The sequence below is a fragment of the Streptomyces sp. O3 genome (assembly GCF_054788135.1).
This window is the reverse complement of sequence record NZ_JBTVYK010000040.1, coordinates 1-22,299: the sequence shown is the minus strand read 5'-3', so window position 1 is coordinate 22,299 and position 22,299 is coordinate 1. Positions and strand designations below refer to the sequence as shown.

22 protein-coding genes and 1 tRNA gene are annotated in these 22,299 nt (G+C 70.1%); 10 read left to right on the top strand and 13 right to left on the bottom strand.

Annotated elements, in window-relative coordinates:
• Positions 1-22: 22 nt before the first annotated feature.
• Positions 23-505 (bottom strand): DUF4253 domain-containing protein, encoded by a 483-nt coding sequence (locus ACX6XY_RS20570; protein ID WP_460332639.1) that lies wholly within the window; start codon positions 503-505, stop codon positions 23-25.
• A 350-nt stretch (positions 506-855) separates the two neighbouring features.
• Positions 856-1,260 carry a hypothetical protein gene (locus ACX6XY_RS20565; protein ID WP_460332637.1) on the bottom strand — a complete coding sequence of 135 codons (405 nt, stop codon included), beginning with the start codon at positions 1,258-1,260 and terminating at the stop codon, positions 856-858.
• A 280-nt stretch (positions 1,261-1,540) separates the two neighbouring features.
• Between ACX6XY_RS20565 and ACX6XY_RS20560 the strand changes: the two genes are divergently transcribed.
• Positions 1,541-2,482: a serine hydrolase domain-containing protein gene (locus tag ACX6XY_RS20560; protein ID WP_460332727.1), complete on the top strand. Its 942-nt coding sequence runs from the start codon at positions 1,541-1,543 to the stop codon at positions 2,480-2,482.
• 182 nt (positions 2,483-2,664) lie between these two features.
• Here the strand turns inward: ACX6XY_RS20560 and ACX6XY_RS20555 are convergent, their stop codons facing one another.
• Positions 2,665-3,192, bottom strand: a complete 528-nt coding sequence (locus ACX6XY_RS20555) for a hypothetical protein (RefSeq protein WP_460332636.1) — start codon at positions 3,190-3,192, stop codon at positions 2,665-2,667.
• A gap of 81 nt (positions 3,193-3,273) precedes the next feature.
• A complete protein-coding gene (locus ACX6XY_RS20550; RefSeq protein ID WP_460332634.1) occupies positions 3,274-3,816 on the bottom strand; it encodes a DUF4240 domain-containing protein in 543 nt (180 codons plus the stop codon).
• Between the two features lie 91 nt (positions 3,817-3,907).
• Here ACX6XY_RS20550 and ACX6XY_RS20545 point away from each other — a divergent pair, with 91 nt between their 5' ends.
• The gene (locus ACX6XY_RS20545) at positions 3,908-4,573 is read left to right on the top strand and encodes a hypothetical protein (protein ID WP_460332632.1); all 666 of its coding nucleotides are present in this window, start codon (positions 3,908-3,910) and stop codon (positions 4,571-4,573) included.
• Positions 4,574-4,594: 21 nt separating this feature from the next.
• On the opposite strand, the gene ACX6XY_RS20540 is transcribed toward ACX6XY_RS20545, so the two are convergent.
• Complete coding sequence (locus ACX6XY_RS20540) at positions 4,595-5,467, bottom strand: barstar family protein (protein WP_460332630.1); 873 nt, start codon at positions 5,465-5,467, stop codon at positions 4,595-4,597.
• Between the two features lie 188 nt (positions 5,468-5,655).
• Between ACX6XY_RS20540 and ACX6XY_RS20535 the strand changes: the two genes are divergently transcribed.
• From ACX6XY_RS20535 to ACX6XY_RS20525, 3 genes are all read left to right on the top strand, one after another.
• On the top strand, positions 5,656-6,168 hold the full coding sequence (locus ACX6XY_RS20535; RefSeq protein ID WP_460332628.1) for a hypothetical protein: 513 nt from the start codon (positions 5,656-5,658) through the stop codon (positions 6,166-6,168).
• A gap of 65 nt (positions 6,169-6,233) precedes the next feature.
• Positions 6,234-6,479, top strand: coding sequence for a hypothetical protein (locus ACX6XY_RS20530; RefSeq protein ID WP_460332626.1), 246 nt, complete (start codon positions 6,234-6,236; stop codon positions 6,477-6,479).
• A 383-nt stretch (positions 6,480-6,862) separates the two neighbouring features.
• Entirely contained in the window at positions 6,863-7,576 is a 714-nt protein-coding gene (locus ACX6XY_RS20525; protein ID WP_460332624.1) for a hypothetical protein, read from the top strand.
• A 266-nt stretch (positions 7,577-7,842) separates the two neighbouring features.
• Here the strand turns inward: ACX6XY_RS20525 and ACX6XY_RS20520 are convergent.
• The 7 genes from ACX6XY_RS20520 to galU all read right to left on the bottom strand — a co-directional run bounded on the left by ACX6XY_RS20520 (position 7,843) and on the right by galU (position 13,542).
• Positions 7,843-7,916 (bottom strand) — tRNA-Ala (locus ACX6XY_RS20520).
• A 97-nt stretch (positions 7,917-8,013) separates the two neighbouring features.
• A complete protein-coding gene (gene sepX, locus ACX6XY_RS20515) occupies positions 8,014-9,339 on the bottom strand; it encodes a divisome protein SepX/GlpR (RefSeq protein ID WP_460332623.1) in 1,326 nt (441 codons plus the stop codon).
• A gap of 165 nt (positions 9,340-9,504) precedes the next feature.
• Positions 9,505-10,137: a GNAT family N-acetyltransferase gene (locus ACX6XY_RS20510; protein ID WP_460332725.1), complete on the bottom strand. Its 633-nt coding sequence runs from the start codon at positions 10,135-10,137 to the stop codon at positions 9,505-9,507.
• Positions 10,134-10,736 (bottom strand): MogA/MoaB family molybdenum cofactor biosynthesis protein, encoded by a 603-nt coding sequence (locus ACX6XY_RS20505; protein WP_460332621.1) that lies wholly within the window; start codon positions 10,734-10,736, stop codon positions 10,134-10,136. The genes ACX6XY_RS20510 and ACX6XY_RS20505 overlap by 4 nt, the downstream gene beginning before the upstream one ends.
• Positions 10,733-11,212, bottom strand: coding sequence for a cyclic pyranopterin monophosphate synthase MoaC (gene moaC, locus ACX6XY_RS20500; RefSeq protein WP_460332620.1), 480 nt, complete (start codon positions 11,210-11,212; stop codon positions 10,733-10,735). Before moaC ends, ACX6XY_RS20505 begins: the two co-directional genes overlap by 4 nt.
• A gap of 93 nt (positions 11,213-11,305) precedes the next feature.
• Positions 11,306-12,634, bottom strand: a complete 1,329-nt coding sequence (glp, locus tag ACX6XY_RS20495; RefSeq protein ID WP_460332618.1) for a molybdotransferase-like divisome protein Glp — start codon at positions 12,632-12,634, stop codon at positions 11,306-11,308.
• Positions 12,631-13,542 (bottom strand): UTP--glucose-1-phosphate uridylyltransferase GalU, encoded by a 912-nt coding sequence (galU, locus tag ACX6XY_RS20490; RefSeq protein ID WP_460332616.1) that lies wholly within the window; start codon positions 13,540-13,542, stop codon positions 12,631-12,633. The genes glp and galU overlap by 4 nt, the downstream gene beginning before the upstream one ends.
• A 167-nt stretch (positions 13,543-13,709) precedes the next feature.
• On the opposite strand from galU, the gene ACX6XY_RS20485 reads away from it, so the two are divergent.
• Positions 13,710-14,276: a 5-formyltetrahydrofolate cyclo-ligase gene (locus ACX6XY_RS20485; protein WP_460332723.1), complete on the top strand. Its 567-nt coding sequence runs from the start codon at positions 13,710-13,712 to the stop codon at positions 14,274-14,276.
• A 67-nt stretch (positions 14,277-14,343) separates the two neighbouring features.
• On the opposite strand, the gene ACX6XY_RS20480 is transcribed toward ACX6XY_RS20485, so the two are convergent.
• The gene (locus ACX6XY_RS20480) at positions 14,344-17,199 is read right to left on the bottom strand and encodes a penicillin acylase family protein (protein WP_460332614.1); all 2,856 of its coding nucleotides are present in this window, start codon (positions 17,197-17,199) and stop codon (positions 14,344-14,346) included.
• A 240-nt stretch (positions 17,200-17,439) separates the two neighbouring features.
• Between ACX6XY_RS20480 and ACX6XY_RS20475 the strand changes: the two genes are divergently transcribed.
• The 4 genes from ACX6XY_RS20475 to ACX6XY_RS20460 all read left to right on the top strand — a co-directional run bounded on the left by ACX6XY_RS20475 (position 17,440) and on the right by ACX6XY_RS20460 (position 21,903).
• On the top strand, positions 17,440-18,966 hold the full coding sequence (locus tag ACX6XY_RS20475) for a potassium/proton antiporter (protein ID WP_460332721.1): 1,527 nt from the start codon (positions 17,440-17,442) through the stop codon (positions 18,964-18,966).
• A gap of 291 nt (positions 18,967-19,257) precedes the next feature.
• Positions 19,258-20,550, top strand: coding sequence for an MFS transporter (locus ACX6XY_RS20470; RefSeq protein WP_460332612.1), 1,293 nt, complete (start codon positions 19,258-19,260; stop codon positions 20,548-20,550).
• A 67-nt stretch (positions 20,551-20,617) separates the two neighbouring features.
• Positions 20,618-20,971 carry an FmdB family zinc ribbon protein gene (locus tag ACX6XY_RS20465; protein ID WP_460332610.1) on the top strand — a complete coding sequence of 118 codons (354 nt, stop codon included), beginning with the start codon at positions 20,618-20,620 and terminating at the stop codon, positions 20,969-20,971.
• 98 nt (positions 20,972-21,069) lie between these two features.
• A complete protein-coding gene (locus ACX6XY_RS20460) occupies positions 21,070-21,903 on the top strand; it encodes an S-methyl-5'-thioadenosine phosphorylase (RefSeq protein WP_460332719.1) in 834 nt (277 codons plus the stop codon).
• Positions 21,904-22,299: the final 396 nt, after the last annotated feature.

The following is a 22,299-nucleotide window of genomic DNA, read 5'->3' as shown; positions in this document are numbered from 1 at the left end:
CGAACGTCTTCTGGGGAGCAGATCAGTCCCACCAGAAGTCCCAGTGGTGGGCATCGGTGATCTGCTCGGCGTACGCGGCGAGTGTGTACGGCCTTCTGCCCTGCCAGATGTTGTCCGGGCAGAAGGCGAAGTGCTCGGCCGCGACCAGGAGAGCCTCATGCTCGTCCACCGGTGGCGCGGCAACACTGAGGTGCAGCGTGGAGAACCCGACCGCAACGACACGAACGCCGAACCGATGTTCCCAATCTCGGAGGACCGCGGAGAACTTCGCGGTGTCGTTGTCGTAGTTGCAGGGCCCGGACCAGCCCGCGACCGTCAGCGCCTCGGCACCAGACGCTGCGGTGACCAGCCCGAGGCGTGTCTGGGGGCTGTTGGCAAGGAACGCCTGCGCGTACTCGGCGGCCAGATGGTCGGGACGCGAGGCCGTCTCCCGCCAGGACGCGAGGCCGGGCCAGGTCTGTCCGAAGGGAGCCGTGACGGCAAGGCGCCTGTCGGTATCGAGCATGTCGTCGTCTTCGTCGATGGCTGTGTAGGTCGCCCACCACTGTGCGAGGAGGCAGGCAGGGTCGTGGCTTGCAGGGGACGACATCTGCTCGGGGAAGACCTCCCCAGATCCCCATGGGCGGAACTCGCCATCGCTCGAATCCAGCGAGTCAAGTAGGAGCGGCCACAGGCCGGAGCGTGTGTGTTCGGCGTCCATCCGCGTCCACAGCTCGGCCGTGGCCGGCCCGTCACTGAGCCACAGGGGTTGTACATCTCCGTCACCCTCATCGGACGTGACCATCCGACCGGGCGGAAGGTCCAATCGCGTTTCGGGTTGCATGGGGTGGATGCCAGCGCTGTGACCGATAGGTATCACTGAGAGGGTCCCATCACTCGATCGCGGAACTGCTGGAAAGCGTGCCAGCCCGACGTTTGCCCCGGAGTGATCAGGTCCCCTTCGGCGCAGTCGAGCGCCTTGCACCGCAGAGCCTCGGCAAGACGGAGGACGGGCGTCAGCACGTCGTCGCCGGAGCCCCGGATGTGGAGCGTGACGGAGTCCACCGGGTCCTCTGAGCCGATGTTGAGTTCGATGGACCACGTGGGGCCGGAAAGTTCACCCCACGCGGAGTCCGAGAGATCAACATCGGGCACGGCCTGGGTGACAGCCGCGAGTACGTCGTGTCGCCGGCCGAGCGGGTCCGGGGTGTAGTCGGCGGGGATCTCCTGCACCGAGGTGACGTCGTCGGGCAGGCGTAGGAGGATCACGTCCCAGCTCATGGTGGCCTTCCGGATAGAACTTGAGTAGCGGTTGCGGTGGGGCAGTTCAGGCTGGGCTCTGTCGGTATCACGGGATGTTGCCGACTGCTGTCAGTACGAATACAGCGCGTCGGTGGGGTGTTCACGAGTTGGTCTGGCCTGCACGTTCGCCAGGGGTTGAAGATCGTTCCCCACCGGGCGGGTGATCGTTCCCCTGATCGAATGGTCTGAGGGGCGCCGATCAAGCGAGCGGGATGGCTACGGTTGGCAGGTGGATGGGGTCTACGGCTTGAGCGGGTCTATGTTGGTGATGCGTGGGTCGGAAGTCGTCATGCGGGTGTCGGCCGGTGTGGCGGACGCTGGGACCGGGGCGGTGTGTACGTCGGAGACGCGGTTCCAGGTCGCGTCGGTGAGTAAGCAGTTCACCGCGGCGGCGGCGATGATCCTGGTCGAAGACGGTGCCCTGGCCGTGGATGTCCCGATTGCCGAGTGGCTGCCCGACTGCCCGCCCCGATGGCAGCCCGTGACGCTGCACCACCTGCTGTCCCACACCTCGGGTTTGGGACACTGGCTGGAGCTGCCCGGTTTCGACATCAACACGCTGCGGGACGCCGACGAGTTCCTGGAGCGGTTCGCGACGGTGCCGCTGCGCGGGGTACCCGGTACCGCGTGGCATTACAGCTCGCCGGGTTACCTACTGGTCGCGCGGATCATCGAGCAGGTCAGCGGCCGTCGGTACGGGGACTTCGTCACCGAGCGGATCCTGCGCCCACTGGGCCTGGAGGCCACTGGTGTCGGCGTTCCTCCGCGAGGTGCGGTGGCGCACGGTTACCGGGGCGGCCGACGGGTGGACGTAGCGGAGTTCGCCGCCCTGCCCGGAGCTGGGGACATCTGGTCGACCGTGGGTGACCTGGCCCGGTACACCGCGGCGTTCAACGCCGGTGGCGTGGTCTCCGTTTCCTCGCGTGAGGTGATGGTCGCCGCACACGCGCCGATCACGAGTGACCTGGGGGCCGACGGTTGTGTTGCCGCTGGCGGCTACGGATACGGCTACTGCCTCGGCACCCTCGCCGACCACCCGGCACGCTTTCATCCGGGAGACAACCCCGGCTTTCAGTCGTTCCTCGGCTGGCTTCCCGAGTCCGGCGTGACCATCGTGGTCCTGTCCAATAGCGAGGACTCCGATGTCAGCGACGTCCTGCGGCAGGTTCTACCGGTGGTGACGACCCCATGTTGCGGCTGATCGCTACCCGACCAGGCGCTGTCCGCGATGAGGCGTGGGCGGTGCGGATGAGCTCGGCATTGTCGGGGCAGGGGGACGGTCTGGGGGTGTTCACGAGTACCTCTGAACAGCGACGTACGGTGCAGGTCGGAGATCGCTTCCCGAATGGCGAGTGATCGTTTCCCGGAAACCGAGTCGTCGAGTCAGCCCTTGATCAGCGGGTTGTAAGGCTCATTCTCGGGTGTGAAGATCAGGACGAACTCTTTGCCCTCCTCGGTGGCGACCTTGCGCAGGCGGGCAAGGACCTCGGCGTCAGTGGGAAGGTCGAGGCCGAGAGCGGCTGCCGCGCGGTCCCGCCGAACCGCCAGGTCGGGCATGTCTTCCAGGTACTCGGCAGTCAACTCGGCGCTCTCCTCAGCGGTGAACGCGCGGCAGTCGCGCCACCAGGGCGCGACCAGCAGGAGCCGAAGGAGTTCCGGCATGCCGATAGCGACGAGAGCGGCACCGCCTTCGGAGTCTGCGTACAGGACCGGGCGTTCCTCGCCGCCGTTTCCGCAGAAGAAGTAGGTGCCCCCGGCGCCGTCGCCTGCGAAGCCTTCCAACGCCGCACCGGATGCCAGGTGGACTTCCTCGACGTGGTCGCCTCGGTCCAGGTCGAAGTCACCCGGCCATGCCAGGAAGCCGGCAGCATCGTCGTTTTCGCGGATGGTGGTGATCAGCGGTCGCAGCATGCATCGCACCGTAGTGGCAAGGGCCGACACTGCTCGCCGCCTGGGTCTGGGAAGGGCGGCAGCCCCTTCGCCGTGGTGCGGTCACGCGGCGGCCGAGTAGAGCTCCGTCAGGCGGGGCAACCGTCGGCCCAGCTCGCCTTCATCCTCGAAGTCGAAGTTCCATTCCGGGTCCAGCTCCGGATAGCGGATGGTGAAGGCGTCGTTGTGGAGTTCCTCGCCGGTGGCTTCCTGGTGGGCGGTCCAGGCGATGCTCAGGGCCTCTTCGCACTCGATGTCGATCCCGTCTGCGGCGAAGGCGCGGACTGCGGGGAGATCGGCGAGTACGTCGGGATCGGCGATGACGCGCTGGAATGTCTCGCGGCCCTGGGTGATCAGCCAGCCGCGAAAGTAGTTGAATCCGTCGTCGGAGCATCCCCCGTTGATCACGTAGGCGGCGCCCCAGACTGGAGCTCGATAGGAGTCGGCCATCAAGCCCCAGAGGGCCTGCTGGGCGGCGACGATCTCCTGGGCCGGGCGAAGGGCGAGTAGTGTGGCCGCCCGCTCGGCGACGGCGTCACCGTTGTCCGGGGCCGGCACCTGCGAGCGGGCTTCCTCGATCAGCTTCCAGAACTGCTTGGTGTCCATGGCCGCTGAGAATGCCACCGCGCTCTGACAGAGCGGTCCAGACTTTGGAGGCGCCGCCGCTGATGTCAGTGGCAGGCAGTTGAATGAGGCCATGACTGTCCACGCGCTGGCGGCTTTGCTGCCCGACCCCGATGTTCTGCGCGCCCGCTGTCGGGCACTGGCGCTGCTCGATGCGATCCTCGACGCGGATGCTCCCACCCACTCCTTCGTCTCGGACTGGCGTGAAGGCGTCGACCTGGCATTCATGGACAACGGTTCTGGTGACCAGTACGCCGTCGTGTTCGATCCGGGCGGGGTATTCCTCTACGGGTTCGATCACGAGAGTGATGCCACTCCATGGCGAGAGTCGCCCCGCGCGCATTGTCCTGGCCTCCTCGACGGTCTGCCCCCGTCACTCGCGCACTATCCGGCGGCACCGGAGTTCCAGTTCGAAGGGTTTTTCGACGCGACGGTGTGCATATGGCGCGAGAAGGATGCTGAGGCGTGGCAGTGCGGTCAGGTCGAGTTCGACGACGAGTCAGACGGGAGCGACTGGCTGTTCGACCTTCTCACCGACGGCAGCACGGACGCGTACGTCAGCTTTGCCGAGGACTACTTTGAACGGACCATCGACCGTGACGCCGTAGCGGCCATCCTGGCTGGGGCGCCACTGAGCCACGGGACGGTGACCTCGTTGTCCTCCACGGCCGACTTCGAAGCAGTGGCTGTGCAGGCCCGCACGCTGGGCTATGCCGTCCAGGATCAGCCCGCACTCTGACCCCGTGGAGATTGCCCTCCCCTACGCTCCACGGCTGGCGTCCGACCATTCATCGCTGTTCCACATGACGGGCATGGCGCCGATGGGCTCGAACCGGATCTGCGGGTCGTTGCTCTGGACCAGGCCGATCAGGCGGCGGTGAAGCACGGCCGCCTGGCGGGCCCGTTTGGCAATGACGTCCAGGACGATCTGCGCCGCCCTGGGGCAGGTTGTCACGAACCGGTCGTAGTCAGTAAAGGCTAGGACCAGTCCGGCGTCTTCGGGGGCATCGTCGTAGCCGCCGTAGCAGGCCACGTCGCCGAGGCAGTCGTTGAGCGCGTCCAGGTTGTGGCCGTAGTAGTCGGGGAAGTCCAGGGCGGCGGCCATGGCACGGTGCATGTCTCGCTCCGTGTTCCATTGGCCAGCTTCGAGACGGATCACGCGGAAGCCGCGGCCTTCGAGACGTTCGGTCGCCTGTGTGAGGAGACGCTTGCGCCAGAAGAGGGTGACGAAGGTGTTGACCATGTACTCGATACCGGGAAGACGAGTCGTCGCGGCGGCCTGCGCCGTTTCGCTCCGGTAGGCGTCGAGGAGGCGGAAGAACTCTTCGACGGGAGTTGAGCCGTCGGGGGTGTTGCGCTCGATGTCGGCTGCCCAGCCGAGCGGGCTGGTGCCGCCAAGGTGTGTCCCGAGCCACTGACTGAAGGCTCCACCGTGCCAGAAGTCGCAGGGGTCGTCGATGGAGTGCACGCCGAGAGCTACCTGGTAGCCGATCAGCATCGTCTGCAGATCGTGGAGTGAGCCGCCGGGCAGCCACATGCCGGGCCGGAGACGGATCTGGTCCAGGAAGTCGTACACGTCCGTGCAGTCCTGCCAGTGCTTGGCCGTGGGGGCGGGAAAGTCTTCGGTCGGCATGTTCCGACCCTACGGTGCGAACGGGTGCTGTCGTCGGTCGGAGGGGTGTGAGCGCAAGGCGATCACATGCGGTCGGTTGGGGGCATCTGCGGTCACCCTCTGCGATCTTGCTGGGGCTGGTCCTACGTTTGACTGGGGGCCTGGAGTGCCATCAGGCCCCAAGATAGGCGAGTGAAGGTGGGGCCGGCATGACGTCACTGTTCGAGCGTCTGGACCAGGAAGAGGCGGTCGTTCGGGGCGAGTTGGCTGCACTGCGCGAGAAGATCGCTGTCGCCGAGGAACGGCTGGCTCACCTGACGATCACACGCGAGACGCTGCTGTCCCTGGTCGTCGAGGAGTACGCCGACCAGGGCGACGACGTCACGCAAGAGCCACCAGAGGCCCCCACGGACGAACCGGTGGCGAATGGCCCTGCCACCGATTCCCAGCTTGCCGACGCAGAAGTACCTTCCAGCGGGTCCGCGTCTGCCGGCCCGCTGGAGTGGGAAGAGGCGCGCGAGCGGATGCTGGTGCTACTGGCGGGGGCTGGGCGGTCCATGAAGGTGCAGGACATCGCTGCGGCGATCGGCGAGGACGTCTCGGACACGTCGAAGGGGCGGCGACCGCCCGGTCGTGGCTCGGCGTCCCGGACGGCAGCCGTGCCGACGAGCATGCCAGGATCGCCTTCTCCCGCCGTGTCTATCGCTCTTTCGACCGGCTGACCACCGCCCTCGACCCCCTGCGCTGCGACCGGCGACGGCGGCTGCCCGCCGAGGAGGCCCACGTCGTGGCAGCCGCCTGGGAGGACACGGACGCCGAGCGCACACGCCGGCGGGAGCTGCTGCAGGAGGTCAGTGACCGTCTGGTGCTGATCACCGTCCGCCTCGCCCACCGCCGGGGCCTGTTCAAGGACTGGCGGGGCGACATCGCCGCCGACACCACTCCGATTCCCGCCTGGCACCAACCGCCCCAAGAGCGACGAGGCTTGGCCTCCGTCGAACTCACCGCCGGCTGGCACTTGCGGAGGCTCTGAGGAAGGGATCTTCGGACACTCTGCCAGCCTTCTGGTCGCCTCCAGCCGACGCCACCCCACGGGGCACCCGCAGGCCGGTGAACGCGTCAGCCGCCATCCACAACTCGCACTCGGCCTCGTCCTGGACACCCCAGGCAAGCGCATCGGCCCGAACGCGGTTCACTCCCTCACCCGACTCGCCCCGTTCGGCTTCCCGACAGGACTGCTGGCGGCCGACCGCGCCTACACCGACCAGATCACCGAGCACTTCGCCCGACCGGTCCGCACCTTGGGCTACCAGATGGTCCTCGACTACAAGCAGCAGCACCGGGGTGTCCAGGGCACCCACCAAGGCGCCCTCCTCGTCGACGGCTCCCTCGCCTGCCCCGCCATGCCGGACGCGCTTGGCCCACGCGACCGCCGGGCTCGACGACAGAGCCGTACGCGGCATCGACGACAGCCCCGAGCTCAGCGATCTGATCGCCGCCCGCGAACCGTACTTCCTCAGGCTCAAGGAGTCCGCGGACCAGCGGGGCGCGATCAGGCTCCAGTGCCCAGCCAGCGGGTCCTCGCCCGCCGTGTCGTGCCCGCGATTCAACCAGGTCCACCGCGTCCCGGCACCGCGGCCGGCCGTGGTGGACCTCACCAACAAGCGGGCCACCGCCGCACACGCTGCGGCCAAGCCAACCGTCCCGATCCCTCCAGGCGAACGGCTGCGGCCACTGCCCAAGGGTGAGCTGCCACGGATCTGTCAGAAGCCCACGATCACTGTCCGGCCCGGCGCCCTCGGCAAGCTCGACAAGTTCCGCCAGGACCGGCACTACCTTCACCCCACCTGGCAGGACGCCTACCGGCCCGAGCGGGCGAACATCGAGGGTCTCAACGGCAGGGCCAAGAGCCACGGCATCGACATCTCCGACCCCACGAAGCGTCTCGCCCACGGACGGGTCGCGCAGACCATCCTGCTCGCGCTGATGATCTGCAGCATCAACCTGCACATCCTCTTCGTCTGGCAGCAGACCGCCGGCGCCCAAGCGACCGCGACCGCTCATGAAGTCGCCCCGATCGCCGGAGCCCCCGCTCGGCCACCCGGCGCGACCGGGCTGCCTCCCCCATAAGGCGGGAGATCCACACGCACACCTGAGACGTCAGCGCCACAAGCCGGGATCACACACGCCCGCCGACAGCCCCAGAACGCCGCACGCACCGGAACCACCCCGAAACTTCAGGCCGACGACCGCCAGGCAACCGCCTCCGGCACTGGCCACGTTCGGACACCGCCTCGAACAGACCCCGGAAACGCCGAGATCCCGCCCGATCAATCAGATCGGACGGGATCTCGTGAACTCTTCCTGAGCGAACTCAAGAACAGTCGGTCGGTCGGTGGACCTGTGGGGATTTGAACCCCAGACCCCCTCGATGCGAACGAGGTGCGCTACCAGACTGCGCCACAGGCCCTTGCGACGTGTGAAACCTTAGCACCCTGATCGGGGTACTCGGAAATCCGCTCCCTGGCTGGTCAGCTCGGCGGCCTGGCGTGGGGGCGCGGTGCGGGCTACTCGTTGGCGGCGCGGGGGCGGTCGCCCTCGGCGTACTGGTCGAACAGGGGGGTGCGGCCGTGCTCGCGGGAGCGGCGGGCGGGGGCGGTGCGGCGGGGTGGGGTCTGGGCGGCGTCCGGTCCGGGGTCCGCTGGCGCGGGGGCGTCGGGCGCGGGGGTGCGGGCGCGGTCCGTGGCGGCGGGTTCGGCCGCGCTGGAGCGGGCCGAGCTCCAGGTGTCCGGTGCGCCCAGGTCGACGCCGCCGGTGGCGCGCGGGGCGACCGGTGCGGTGACGTAGGTCGGCAGGGGCACCGGGACCGGGTCCCAGCTCTCGCCGCGGCCCGCGCCGCGGTCACGGTCGCGCTGCTGGTCGACCCACTCCGCGTGGTCGGTCTGCTCGACCAGGGCGCGGCGGTCGGCGGCGAGCGCGGAGAGCCCCAGCGCGGCCTCCGGTTCGGGGTGCTCGGACGGCTCGGCGGGCGTGCGGCGGGCGGCGACGCCGTCGGGGCGGCGGTCACGCAGCCGCTGGGCGGCGGCCTCGGCGCGGCGACGGTCCATGGTGTACGTGAAGCGGCGCCGCTCCTGGGCGCGCAGATATCCGATGTACACGCTGAGCAGCAGGGCCGGGGCGGCGGGCGCCCAGAGGAACGTCAGGCCACCGACCGCGGCGACGACCGCGCCGACGGTGAAGGCGAGGAAGAGAGCCAGGGTGGTGCGGCGGCGGCGCGCGAGCACCTTGGAGCGCCGGGCGCGCGCGGCGGCCCCCGGTCCGGCCGGACCGCCGACGCCGGGGCCGGTGGCGGGTCCGGTGCCGGGTCGGCCCGCGGATCCGGTGGCGGGTCGGCCCGCGGATCCGGTGGCGGGTCCGGCGGTATCGCCGGGGCGGGGGCGGGCGGATCGGGGCCCGGCCCGTTCCGGTCGCGCCGCGGGCGCGTGCGGGCGCGCGCGTGCGTCGGGGGCCGATTCCGGGTCCTCGGCGTCCGAGGGCATGGCGAAGGACCGGGCGTCGGCGGATCCGGGGCCCGGCGAGGGGCCCGAGCCGATGCCCGCACCGCCCGTGCCCGTACCCGTGCCCGTGCCTGTGCCGAGGTCCGGGCTGGCGTCCGTACCGGCGTCCAGGTCGCTCCCGAGCTCGTCCTCTTCGGTCCCTTCGGTGCGCTCCCGCAGGTTCTTGGCGTACCGGCGCTCCATCGCCGCCCGTCCGGACAGCAGCCGGATGGCCGTGCTGAAGCGTTCCGTCGGACGGGCCTCGTTGAGCTCGTCCTGCCTGCGGAGCCACATCGGCACCAAGTAGGCGGCCCAGGCCCCGACGATGACTGCGTAGATGAGGCCGCTGCTGCTCACGCTCACACGGTAGAGGGGTTTGCGTGAGGCCATCTGCCAATTAGGCCGGTGTGTCGCACGATCTGGCTGATATCTCGAACTTTTTTTGTGACTGGTGCGATCAGCAGCCTTCATTCCGGGCATATACCGGGTCAACTACCGCGACCTATCGAACACTTATTTCATTTATGAGTGTTCTTGCGTGTTCCGGCGTCGCGCCTGGTGCCAGCGGTTGAGCAGGCCGTCGGGCACTTCTTCCACGGTGAGCGCGAACACCAGATGGTCCCGCCAGGCCCCGTCAATGTGGAGATAGCGCGGCCGCATCCCCTCCTCGCGGAATCCGAGTTTCTCCACGACCCGGCGGCTTGGCCCGTTCTCAGGCCGAATGCAGACTTCGACCCGGTGCAGCCCGACGGTACGGAAGCAGTGGTCGACCGCCAGCGCCACCGCGGCCGGCATCACCCCGCGGCCCGCGACCGACTGGTCGACCCAGTAGCCGACATGGCCCGAGCACATGGAGCCCCAGGTGATCCCGGCGACCGTCAACTGCCCGGCGAGCCGCCCCTGGTAGTCGATGACGAACGGCAGCATCCGGCCCGCGCCCGCCTCCGCGCGCAGATGGCGCACCATCTGGCGGTACGTGGGCCGGTGCGACGCCGGGCCGCCGGGCACCGGGGGCGGAATGGTCGCCTCCCAGGGGCGCAGCCACTCGCGGTTGCGGCGGTTCACCTCGCGCCAGGACCGCTGGTCACGCAGCTTTATCGGGCGGAGGACGATATCGCCGTCCGCCAGTTCCACGGGCCAGGACGGGCCGTTCAGCTCGGGCTCCCGAGTCTGGGGTGATCGCCGCCCGCGATCTGCTCGACGGCGTGAACCAGGATCTTCTCCAGTATGGCGAGCCCGTCGCGCACTCCGCCCGTCGAGCCCGGCAGGTTCACGATCAAGGTGCGTCCGGCGACCCCGGCCAGGCCGCGGGAGAGCGCGGCCGTGGGCACCTTGGTGAGTCCGTACGCGCGGATCGCCTCCGGGATGCCGGGTACCTCGTAGTCGAGGACGCGCCGGGTGGCCTCGGGGGTGCGGTCGGTGGGCGAGACGCCGGTGCCGCCGGTGGTGAGGATGACGTCGTATCCGGCCGCCGCGCCCGCGCGCAGCGCCTGCTCGACGGGGTCGCCGTCGGGGACGACCAGCGGGCCGTCCACGGCGAAGCCCAGCGCGGCCAGGCCCTCGGCGAGGAGCGGGCCCCCCTTGTCCTCGTACACTCCGGCCGACGCGCGGTTGGAGGCCGTGACGACGAGGGCGGAACGCGGCGCCGTCAGCGCGGCACCCAGTCCGGTGTCCAGTGTCGTGTTCGGGGTGACGCCCGGTGCGCCGCCCGGCGTCGCGCCCGGTGCGCCGCCCTGTTGGGCGCCTGTGGTCATGAGCGGGTCCAGTCCCCGGACTTGCCGCCCGTCTTCTCCTCGACCCGTACGTCCGTGATGACCGCGGCCTTGTCGACCGCCTTCACCATGTCGACGACGGTGAGCGCGGCGACCGAGACAGCGGTCAGCGCCTCCATCTCCACGCCCGTACGGTCAGTGGTCTTCACCGTGGCGAGGATCTCGACCGCGTCGTCGGCGACCGACAGGTCCACCTTGACGCCGGACACGGCCAGCGGATGGCACAGCGGGATCAGGTCCGGGGTGCGCTTGGCGCCCATGATGCCCGCGATGCGCGCGGTGGCCAGGGCGTCGCCCTTGGGCACCCCCTCGCCGCGCAGCAGCTCGACCACCCGAGGCGAGACGAGCACACGTCCGGTGGCGCGGGCGGTGCGCGCGGTCACGTCCTTCCCGGATACGTCGACCATCCGGGCCGCGCCCGCCTCGTCGATATGTGTCAGTCGGTCCTGCGTGCTCATGCCTGGCGCTCCCGGTGGGGCCCTGCGGGCCCGTGTACTGGCCTGGGGTCTGTCCCTGGTGTGGGCAGACACGGTACCCGCACCGGGTGGCGCTCAGCCGAGCAGTATCACGTCGAGCTCGGTGCCGGGCTCGACCTCGGTGGTGTCCTCCGGGACGACGATCAGCGCGTCGGCCCGGGCCAGGGCGGCGATCAGATGGGAACCCGCGCCGCCCACCGGGGTCACGGTGCCGTCCTGCGCGTAGGTCCCGCGCAGGAACTGCCGCTTGCCCGCGGGCGAGGTCAGCGGCTGGTCCGTCTTCAGGGTCGCGCGGACCGGCTCGCGGTGGACGTCCGGCAGGCCCATCAGGGTGCGGATCGCGGGGCGTGCGAACAGCTCGAAGGAGACGTACGACGAGACCGGGTTGCCCGGCAGCGCGAGCAGCGGGGTGTGGTCGGGGCCGATGGAGCCGAAGCCCTGGGGTTTGCCGGGCTGCATGGCGAGCTTGCGGAACTCGATGCCGCTGCCCGCCTCGTCCTCGTCCCCGACGTGCGACAGGGCTTCCTTGACGACGTCGTACGCGCCGACGCTGACGCCGCCCGTGGTGACCAGCAGGTCGGCCCTGATCAGCTGGTCCTCGATGGTGGCGCGCAGGGTCTCGGCGTCGTCGGCGACGGCTCCGACGCGGTAGGCGAGCGCGCCCGCGTCACGGGCCGCGGCGGTGAGGGCGAAGCTGTTCGAGTCGTAGATCCGGCCTTCGGTCAGCTCCTCGCCCGGTTGCAGCAGTTCGCTGCCGGTGGAGAGCACCACGACGCGGGGGCGGGGGCGCACCCGGACCGTTCCCCGGCCGATCGCGGCGAGCAGGGCGAGCTGCGGGGGCCCGAGCACCGTCCCGGCCGCGAGGGCGCGCTCACCGGCCCGTACGTCGCTGCCGCGCGCGCGTACATGCGCGCGGGCCGCGGCGGGGCGGTACACCCTGACCTCGCCCGCCGCGCCGCCGGGGGCCGTGCTGTGCGGGGTCATGGAGCCGACCGGGCCGCCGCCCAGGCCGCCGTCGGTCCACTCGACGGGGACGACCGCCTCGGCGCCCGGCGGCAGGGGCGCGCCGGTCATGATGCGCGCGGCCTGGCCGGGGCCGACGGCGAGGCCGCCGGCGCCGCCCGCAGCGACGTCGCCGATGACCTCCAGGACCGCGGGGAACTCCTCGCTGGCGCCCGTGACGTCGGGCGCCCGGACGGCGTACCCGTCCATGGAGCTGTTGTCGAAGGGCGGCAGCGAGACGGGCACCGTGATGTCGTCGACGAGCACGCAGCCCTGGGCGTCCAGGAGCTGAAGCTCGATGGGCTCCAGCGGGCGGACCGTCGCCAGGATGTCGTCGAGGTGCTCGGTCACCGACCAGACGTGGGTCTGGCCGGGGGCCTGTTCCGTCGTGCTGCTGCTCAAGACCGCTGCATCTCCTCGGTGACGTAGCTGTGGAGCCAGGTCCGGAAGTCCGGGCCCAGGTCTTCACGTTCGCACGCGAGTCTGACAATGGCACGCAGGTAGTCGCCGCGGTCGCCGGTGTCATAGCGGCGGCCCTTGAAGATCACGCCGTGCACCGGGCCGCCGGTCTCCTCGTGCGCGGCGAGCTCCTGCAGGGCGTCGGTGAGCTGGATCTCGCCGCCGCGGCCGGGCTCGGTCTTGCGCAGTATGCCGAAGACGGCCGGGTCCAGGACATATCGGCCGATGATCGCGAGGTTGCTCGGCGCCTCGGCCTGGTCCGGCTTCTCGACCAGGTTGGTGACCTGGACGACGTCGCCGTCGCCGGTCGGTTTCACGGCCGCGCAGCCGTAGAGGTGGATCTGCGACGGGTCGACCTCCATCAGCGCGATGACGCTGCCGCCGTGCTGCCGCTGCACGTCGACCATGCGCTGGAGCAGCGGGTCGCGGGGGTCGATCAGGTCGTCGCCGAGCAGGACCGCGAAGGGCTCGTCGCCGACGTGCGGGGCGGCGCACAGGACGGCGTGGCCCAGGCCCCTGGGGTCGCCCTGGCGGACGTAGTGCATGGTGGCCAGGTCGCTGGACTCCTGGACCTTGGCGAGCCGGGACTGGTCGCCCTTCTTGGTGAGGGCGGACTCCAGCTCGTAGTTGCGGTCGAAGTGGTCCTCCAGCGGGCGCTTGTTACGCCCGGTGACCATGAGGACGTCGTCCAGACCCGCCGCGACGGCCTCTTCGACCACGTATTGGATCGCCGGCTTGTCGACTACCGGGAGCATTTCCTTCGGGGTGGCCTTGGTGGCCGGAAGGAAGCGGGTGCCGAGGCCTGCTGCCGGGATGACAGCCTTGGTGATCGTGGGGCGCGTCTCAGTCATGCCCGAAGCCTAACCGGTACCTATGGGTGGAAGACGCTCCCCTGGCTCAGTCGCCCGCTTGGGGCGCATCGAGAGTGGGTGAGGGGATTGTGAGCACCGAACGTGAGGACGGAACCGACCGGCAAGGCGGCGGGACCGACCGGCGGAACGGCGGGACCGACAAGGCCGTGCTGCGCCGGGAACTGCTCGACGCCAGACGCGGGTTGACCGCCGACGCCGTACGGGACGCCGGTGCGGCGCTGGCGGAGCGCGCCCTGGAGCTCGCCGAGCTCTCGGCGGCGGGCACCGTCGCGGCGTATGTCTCGGTGGGCCGCGAGCCGGGCACGCGCGCGTTGCTGACGGCGCTGCACGCGCGCGGGGTGCGGGTGCTGCTGCCGGTGCTGCTGCCGGACAACGACCTGGACTGGGCGACGTACGAGGGGGACGAGCGCCTCGCGCGTGCGGGACGCGGCCTCCTGGAGCCCGACGGCTCGCGGCTCGGCCCGGACGCCGTGCTGACGGCGGACGCCGTGCTGCTGCCCGGACTCGCGGTGGACGGCGACGGGCTGCGGCTCGGCCGGGGCGGCGGGTCCTACGACCGGGTGCTCGCCCGGCTGGCGGGGGCGGGCGCCGACCCGGCCCTGGTGGTGCTGCTGTACGACCACGAGGTGGTCGCGCGGGTTCCCAGGGAGCCGCACGACCGCCCCGTGCACGCGGTGGTGACGCCGTCGGGCGTCCGGAGATTCGCAGCCTAGGGCGCGAAATCGCGCCCTAGGTCGGATACGCGCCCTTAGGGCACACACGTGCCCTAAGGGCGGCGGGTCACGGCCTGAGCACCAGGTGGTCGGCTGTGGCGTCCTTGACCGCCTGCTCGCTGAACGCCCAGTCGAGCAGCTCGCCCTTGGCCCACTTGTCCGTCTGGTCGGTGTAGTGGGAGCTGTAGGCGTGCCCCGATGCGCCGGTGAGGTTGATCCACTTGGACTTGTCGAAGTCCTCCAGGCTCACCACCATCCGCATCGACGGCACCCAGGTCACGTCGTAGCCGCCCGCCGCGTTCCAGCCGGTGGCGTTGACCGCGGCCTCGCCGCCGCCGAGCTCCCACGGTCCGCGGTTGAGCATCCACTTCATGAAGCCGGGGCCCTCGGTGCCGATGGTCTGGTTCTTCAGCTCCAAGGTGTGCAGGCGGCCCCAGCTCCAGCTGTCGACGTCCTTGCCGAGCTTGGCGGTCAGCTCCCAGCGGGCGTCCCTCATGGCGCGGGCGAAGAGCTGGTCGCGGGTCTTGGTCTCGCCGTCGAGGCGCGACCCCGGCGAGTGCCACCACTCGTTGTCCTGGTCGTCCAGGATGCCGCGCACCACCTCGAACCAGCGGTCGCCGCCATCCGGCTGGGCCGCGTCCGCGTCGCGCTTGCCGCACTCGAGCACGCGCCTGTTCGGGTCGTCCACGGGTCCGGTGTTGTCGGCCGGTGCGACCCGGATGCAGTCGCCCTTGACTCGCAGCTCCTTGGGCAGCTTGTCGCCGAAGGACAGCTTGAGGATGTTGCGCCACACCGCGTTGAAGTACGCGGCGGCCGCCGAGTCGGCGTCCTGCGTGTAGTCCCAGCCTTCCAGGAGCTGCTGCGCCTCGCGGACGTACGAGTCCGAGATGTCGATCTTGAGCAGCTTAGGCGTCAGCATCTTGGCGATCTCGCTGCTGTTGTCCAGCTGCATGGTGCGCATGTCGTCGGTCGAGATCTTGCCGTCGTTCTTGATCTTCGACGCGATGAGGTCGTTGATCCGCTGACTGCGGGCCCCGTAGCCCCAGTCCTCGGTGAGCTTGTACGGGTACTTCTCGGCGTCCACCACGGCCTGGTTGGCGGTGACGATGTAGCCGCGCTCGGGGTTGTACTCGTACGGCAGCGCGCGCTGTGGGATGTAGCCGGTCCAGTCGTACGCCGAGTCCCAGCCCGGCGCCGGGAGCGTGCCGTCATGGCCCTCGCCGCGGGTGGGGATCCTGCCCGGCGCCTGGTAGCCGATGTTGCCCTCGGTGTCCGCGTAGATCAGGTTCTGCGAGGGCACCTCGAAGTCGGCGGCGGCCTTCTGGAACTCCTTGAAGTTCTTCGCCTTGTTGAGCGCGAACACCGCGTCCATCGACTTGCCCGGATCCAGGGCGGTCCAGCGCAGCGACACCGCGTAGCCGTCGGCGCGGTCCGGCGCCGCGGCCGGGACCGGGGCCTCGTCGCCGACCTTGCCGAGCTCGGTGCTGCGGTCGGACAGCAGCGGGCCGTTGCCGGTCTCCCGTACGACGATCTTCTTGTCCTTGCCGCCCGCGACCTTGATGGTCTCGCGGCGGGTCTCGAAGGGCTGCACCTTGCCGTCGCGCAGGTAGCCGTCGCCCTGGATCTTCTCCAGGTAGAGGTCCGTGACGTCGGCGCCGAGGTTGGTCATGCCCCAGGCGATGTCCTGGTTGTGGCCGATGATCACGCCGGGCAGACCGGCGAAGGTGTAGCCGGAGACGTCGTACTGGCACTTCTTGGCGTCGCCCGTGCAGTGCAGGCCCATCTGGTACCAGATCGACGGGAGCTGGGGGGCCAGGTGCGGGTCGTTGGCGAGCAGGGGCTTGCCCGTGGTGGTGTGGGCGCCGGAGACGACCCAGGAGTTGGAGCCGATGCCGGAGCCGTTCGGGCCCAGGCCGTCGGGGAGGCTGTCCAGGATCTCGGCGAGGCCGGAGAGCTGGGCGGTCATACCGTCGGGGGCGGCCGCGCCGCCTGCGAGGCCGGTGCCGGTGCCAGTTCCGGTCCCGGTGCCTGTACCCGTCCCGGTGCCTGTACCCGTACCGGTGCCCGTGCCCGCACTGCTGCCGGTGCCGGTGCCGGTGCCGGCGCCCTGCTGAGCGTCCGCGTCGGTCTCCGACGGAGTGCCCTTGGGGTCGTACTTCTGGGTGTCCGGGTCCACCGCGCCGCCCTCGATGATCGGCTGGTGGAGGTCGTACGGGTACTCCGGGTACAGGTCGGCGATCTGCTTCGGGCCGAGCCTGGCGTACATCAGGGAGCGGTCGATCTCGTCCTTCATGTTGCCGCGCAGGTCCCAGGCCATGGCCTTGAGCCAGGCGACCGAGTCGACCGGCGTCCACTTCTCGATCTTGTAGTCGTTGGTGAAGCCGAGCGCCGCGTACTCGACGGAGACGTCCTCGCCGCTCTTGCCGTCGAGGTACGCGTTGACCCCGTCGGCGTAGGCCCGCAGGTACTTCTTCGTCTGCTCGGAGAGCTTGGTGTCGTACTCCTCCTTCGCCACCCGGTGCCAGCCGAGCGTGCGCAGGAACTCGTCGTTGTCGACCTGGCCCTTGCCGAACATCTCGGAGAGCCGCCCGGAGGTCAGATGGCGCCGTACGTCCATCTCCCAGAAGCGGTCCTGCGCCTGGACGTAGCCCTGGGCCTTGAACAGGTCCTCGTCGGTCTCGGCGTAGATCTGCGGGATTCCGTTGCCGTCACGCCGTACGTCGACCGGCCCGGCGAGGCCCTCGACCTTGATCGTCCCCTTGGTCTGCGGGAAGGAGGCGCGCACGGTGCTGATGCTCCAGTACGCGCCATAGCCCACGGCCGCGACGAGCGCGAGCACCAGCACGATCACGATCAGGCGGGCGCGTCGCCCCTTCTTCTTGCCGGTCTGCTGGCCGGAAGAGGCGGTGGTGTTCGCGGGCATCGCTGTCCTTGTGGGTCTTCGTTCGCCTTCGAGTGCCTTCGAGTGCCCTTGAAGGGAGGCGATTGGCAGAGCGGTCCTGGAGTACTGGAGCAACCATAGGCGGAGGGTCCGACACCCCTGGACGCGGTGTCCGCAAGGTATATCGCACCGGTGATCAGCACCCGTCAAGAACCCGTCAAGGTTAGGTAGGGTAACTAGACAAAGTAACTAACTCGTCTTGCCTCGTGGAAGGAACGGCCCCTGACTGTCGACCAGCTGAACCAGCTGCTTCTCGTCGCCTCGCTCGTCCTGCTCGTCGCCGTCGTCGCGGTGCGCATCTCCTCGCGCAGCGGCCTCCCCAGCCTGCTCCTGTACCTGGGGATCGGGATGGCGCTCGGCCAGGACGGCATCGGCAGCGTCGCCTTCGACAACGCCGAGCTGACACAGGTGATCGGCTATGCCGCGCTGGTGGTGATCCTGGCCGAGGGTGGTCTGGGCACCCAGTGGAAGGAGATCAGACCCGTCCTTCCGGCGGCGTCCGTGCTGGCGCTGGGAGGCGTCGCGGTGAGCGTGGGCATCACGGCGGCGGGCGCGCACTATCTGGTCGGCCTGGAGTGGCAGCAGGCGCTCATCATCGGCGCGGTGGTCTCGTCGACCGACGCCGCCGCGGTCTTCTCGGTGCTGCGCCGGATCCCGCTGCCCGCTCGCGTGACCGGCGTCCTGGAGGCCGAGTCCGGCTTCAACGACGCCCCGGTGGTGATCCTGGTCGTGGCCTTCTCCACGGTGGGTCCGATCGACAGTTGGTACATGCTCGTCGGCAAGATCGCCCTCCAGCTGGCGATCGGGGCCGTGGTCGGCCTCGCGGTGGGCTGGCTCGGCGCGTACGGGATCCGGCATGTGGCGCTGCCCGCGTCCGGCCTCTACCCGATCGCGGTGATGGCGGTCGCCGTCACCGCTTACGCCGCGGGCGCTCTGGCGCAGGGCAGCGGCTTCCTCTCCGTCTACCTGGCCGCGATGGTGCTCGGCAACGCCAAGCTGCCGCACTGGGCCGCCACGCGCGGCTTCGCCGACGGTCTCGGCTGGATCGCCCAGATCGGCATGTTCGTCCTGCTCGGACTGCTGGTCACGCCGACCGAGCTGCTCGCCGACGCCTGGCCCGCGATCGTCGTGGGCCTCGTCCTGACGATGGTGGCCCGGCCCGTGTCGGTCCTGGTCAGCCTGCTGCCGTTCCGGCTGCCCTGGCAGGAACAGGTGCTGATGTCGTGGGCCGGGCTGCGCGGCGCGGTGCCCATCATCCTGGCCACGATTCCGCTGGTCACCGGGGTCGAGGGCAGCGACCGGATCTTCAACATCGTCTTCGTCCTGGTGGTCGTCTACACCCTGGTGCAGGGGCCGACGCTGCCGTGGCTGGCCAAGGCGCTGCGGCTCGGCGACTCCTCGGAGGCGGCCGACCTGGGGGTCGAATCCGCACCCCTGGAGCGGCTGCGCGGCCATCTGCTGTCGGTGACGATCCCCTCGACGTCGCGGATGCACGGGGTGGAGGTCGGGGAGCTGCGGCTGCCTCCGGGGGCCGCGGTCACCCTCGTCGTACGGGGCGGGGAGTCCTTCGTGCCCACGCCGACCACCGTGCTGATGCACGGTGACGAGCTGCTGGTGGTGGCGACCGATCCGGTACGCGACGCCGCCGAGCACCGGCTCCGGGCGGTCGGGCAGGGCGGCAAGCTGGCCGGATGGCTGGGCACCGCGCGCCGGACCGACGGGGAGCACGGCCGCCGGACGTCTGGGTGACCGGGCGTCCGGCCTGACCGGGCGTCCGGCAGCGCGCCCGGCAACCAAACGTCTGGTAGATCACAGGCGGCAAGCCGGATTACTTCCCGATTTCAGAGGCATAGGTGCGGATAACCCCTTACTATGAAGGGACACTGATCAAACCACCTCTGTCTGATGCAGAGCTGGCGCGACCGCACGGCGGCCGCGGCCCTTGAGCGGGGGCCGGGTATCACCGACGTTCCTGCGCAAGAGGACAGCTCTCGGCGACGTCACACGGGCCCGCCACCAGGCAGCAGAAAGGCAAGGACCGTGGCGTCCACGGTCAACTCCGGCTCCCGTCCCGGATACGGGCAGCTTCTGCGCACTCCCGGCGCTCTCTCGTTCGTCCTGCCCGGCTTCGCCGCGCGGCAGCCGTTCGCCATGCTGACGATGTCGATCGTCCTGCTGGTGCAGCACACCACGGGGTCGTTCGGCAACGCGGGCGCCGTCGCCGCCGTCGCCGGTGTCTCGATGGCGCTGTTCGCCCCGCAGAGCGGCAAGCTCGCGGACCGCTTCGGGCAGCGCGCGGTCCTGGTTCCCGGCGTCCTGGTGCACGCCACGGCGGCGATCCTGCTGACCGTGCTGGCGCTCGCGCACGCGCCGCTGTGGGTGCTGTTCGCGGCCGCCGTTCCGGTGGGCGCGTCGGTGCCGCAGGTCGGCCCGATGGTGCGGGCCCGCTGGGCCGCGGTGCTCGACCGGCCCGAGCGCCGCCGTCTCACGCAGACCGCCGCCGCCTTCGAGTCGGTCACCGATGAGCTGACCTTCGTGGTCGGCCCGGTGCTCGCCACCGCCCTGTGCACCTGGGTGCACCCCGGCGCCGGGCTCGCCGCCGAGGCCGCGCTGACCCTCGCGGGCGGCCTGCTGTTCGCCGCCCAGCGCGGCACCCAGCCCACCCCGCACGGCATCGCCCGCGCGGGCGACGGCCACGCGCGCGTGAAGCGCGTTTCCGCCCTATCGGTGCCCGGCCTACGGGTCCTCGTCGTGGCGCTGCTCGGCATCGGCGTCGTCTTCGGCGGCATGCAGGTGTCCCTGACGGCCTTCGCCGAAGAGGCCGGACAGCCGGGCGTGAACGGCCTGCTGTACGGGATCTTCGCCGCGGGCAACATGCTCACGGGCATCGTGTTCGGCGCGATCGCCTGGAAGGTGGGGCCACAGCGCCGGCTCCTGCTCGGATACACGGCGCTGACGCTGATGGCGTCCACCCTGTGGACCGTGCACTCCGTGCCGCTGTTCGCGATCGTCGGACTGCTGGTCGGCGTCTGCATCGCGCCCGCCCTGATCACCGGCTTCACCCTGGTCGAGACGCTGGTCCCGGCGTCGGCGCGGACCGAGGCCTTCACCTGGCTGACGGGCGCGGTCGCGTTCGGACAGGCGGCGGCCGTGACGGTCTCCGGGCAGCTGGCGGACGCCCACGGGGCCAGCGCCGGATTCCTGGTCCCGCTGGCCGGTACGGCGCTGGCGCTGATGACCCTGGTGGCCCTGCGCTCGCGGCTCACACCCCCCACTCAGGGGCGCACCGTGGCACGTGGCGTCGGTCACCGCGTACCCGTAACAGTGGACTGATCCGAGGGAATGCGTCACTATTGACCGTCGTTAGCACTCATCGAGTGAGAGTGCCAGGAGGAAGCAAGTGCCGACGTACCAGTACCAGTGCACCGAGTGCGGCGAGGGCCTCGAGGCGGTGCAGAAGTTCACCGACGACGCCCTGACCGAGTGCCCCAGCTGCGCGGGACGCCTGAAGAAGGTGTTCTCCGCGGTCGGCATCGTCTTCAAGGGCTCCGGCTTCTACCGCAACGACAGCCGTGGCTCCTCGTCGAGCAGCACGCCGTCGCCGGCGCCCGCCGGATCGACCTCGGCCTCGGCTTCGTCCTCGTCGGGTTCTTCGACGTCCGCGTCTTCGTCGTCGTCCTCGTCCTCGTCCTCTTCGGCGTCGTCCGCCGCTTCGGGGGCCAAGAGCTCCAGCGGCGGCTCGTCGGCCGCCTGACGGATTCCTGTTCCCGGCGTCCGTCTGACGCCCGTGATCTCGGGGCCCCTCGTTCGTACGGGCAAGGGGCCCTTTAGTCTGCTCGGATGGCTAATCGGATGAGGCACGCGGACATCGGTGTGATCGGCGGATCGGGCTTCTACTCCTTCCTGGAGGACGTCACCGAGATCCAGGTGGACACCCCCTACGGAGCGCCCAGCGACTCACTCTTCCTCGGCGAACTCGCCGGTCGGCGGGTCGCCTTCCTGCCCCGGCACGGCCGCGGACACCACCTGCCGCCGCACCGCATCAACTACCGCGCCAACCTGTGGGCCCTGCGCTCGCTCGGCGTCCGGCAGGTGCTCGGCCCCTGCGCCGTGGGCGGGCTGCGGCCGGAGTACGGGCCGGGCACGCTGCTGGTCCCGGACCAGCTCGTGGACCGTACGAAGGCGCGGACGCAGACGTACTTCGACGGGGAGCCGCTGCCCGACGGCACGGTGCCGAACGTGGTGCACACGTCGTTCGCCGACCCGTACTGCCCCGAGGGCCGCAGGGCCGCGCTGAAGGCGGCGCGCGCACGGTCCTGGGAGCCGGTGGACGGCGGGACGATGGTCGTGATCGAGGGGCCGCGCTTCTCCAGCCGCGCGGAGTCGCAGTGGCACAGCGCGATGGGCTGGTCGGTGGTCGGGATGACCGGGCACCCGGAGGCCGTACTCGCCCGCGAACTGGGGCTCTGCTACACCTCGATGGCGCTGGTGACGGACCTGGACGCGGGGACCGAGACGGGCGAGGGCGTCTCGCACACCGAGGTGCTGCGGGTGTTCGGCGAGAACGTGGGCCGCCTGCGGGAGGTGCTCTTCGACGTGGTGGGCGCGCTGCCGCCGACCGAGGAGCGCGACTGCCTGTGCACGCATGCGCACGACGGGTGGGACCTGGGCATCGAGCTGCCCTGACTCCCCCTGACTCCCCCGGACCCCCTGGCCCCCTGACTCCCTGACTCCCTCGGGTGAGGGAGTTATCCACAATCGGGGGCGGGTCCACAGGGCTCAGCGGGATCGGGCGGAAGCCTGCATGGTGAGAAGCGTTCAAGCGTTCAGCGGACGTTCCTCTCTCATCTCACGGCAGGCGGTGTTTGCCATGTCCTCATCTCACCCGCCCCACTCCCCCTCGGTTCCTCCCCCGTGCGAGGTTCCGCACTTCGCGCCGCTACGGGTGCGCGGCGGGCCGCGGCAGCGGCTGCTGCGCGCGGTGCGCCGCAGACGGCGGCCGCTGGCCGCGGGGCCTGTCTCGTATACACAAATCCCAGCCCCCGAGACGCTACAGGTCATCGCGTATTGCGGCGTGTGGGT

Excerpts from the sequence above, each read along its gene's own strand:
- ACX6XY_RS20570 (WP_460332639.1), bottom strand. The coding sequence starts at position 505 with ATGCTCGATACCGACAGGCGCCTTGCCGTCACGGCTCCCTTCGGACAG.
- ACX6XY_RS20565 (WP_460332637.1), bottom strand. The coding sequence starts at position 1,260 with ATGAGCTGGGACGTGATCCTCCTACGCCTGCCCGACGACGTCACCTCG.
- ACX6XY_RS20560 (WP_460332727.1), top strand. The coding sequence starts at position 1,541 with ATGTTGGTGATGCGTGGGTCGGAAGTCGTCATGCGGGTGTCGGCCGGT.
- ACX6XY_RS20555 (WP_460332636.1), bottom strand. The coding sequence starts at position 3,192 with ATGCTGCGACCGCTGATCACCACCATCCGCGAAAACGACGATGCTGCC.
- ACX6XY_RS20550 (WP_460332634.1), bottom strand. The coding sequence starts at position 3,816 with ATGGACACCAAGCAGTTCTGGAAGCTGATCGAGGAAGCCCGCTCGCAG.
- ACX6XY_RS20545 (WP_460332632.1), top strand. The coding sequence starts at position 3,908 with ATGACTGTCCACGCGCTGGCGGCTTTGCTGCCCGACCCCGATGTTCTG.
- ACX6XY_RS20540 (WP_460332630.1), bottom strand. The coding sequence starts at position 5,467 with ATGCCGACCGAAGACTTTCCCGCCCCCACGGCCAAGCACTGGCAGGAC.
- ACX6XY_RS20535 (WP_460332628.1), top strand. The coding sequence starts at position 5,656 with ATGACGTCACTGTTCGAGCGTCTGGACCAGGAAGAGGCGGTCGTTCGG.
- ACX6XY_RS20505 (WP_460332621.1), bottom strand. The coding sequence starts at position 10,736 with ATGACCACAGGCGCCCAACAGGGCGGCGCACCGGGCGCGACGCCGGGC.
- moaC (WP_460332620.1), bottom strand. The coding sequence starts at position 11,212 with ATGAGCACGCAGGACCGACTGACACATATCGACGAGGCGGGCGCGGCC.
- galU (WP_460332616.1), bottom strand. The coding sequence starts at position 13,542 with ATGACTGAGACGCGCCCCACGATCACCAAGGCTGTCATCCCGGCAGCA.
- ACX6XY_RS20480 (WP_460332614.1), bottom strand. The coding sequence starts at position 17,199 with ATGCCCGCGAACACCACCGCCTCTTCCGGCCAGCAGACCGGCAAGAAG.
- ACX6XY_RS20460 (WP_460332719.1), top strand. The coding sequence starts at position 21,070 with ATGAGGCACGCGGACATCGGTGTGATCGGCGGATCGGGCTTCTACTCC.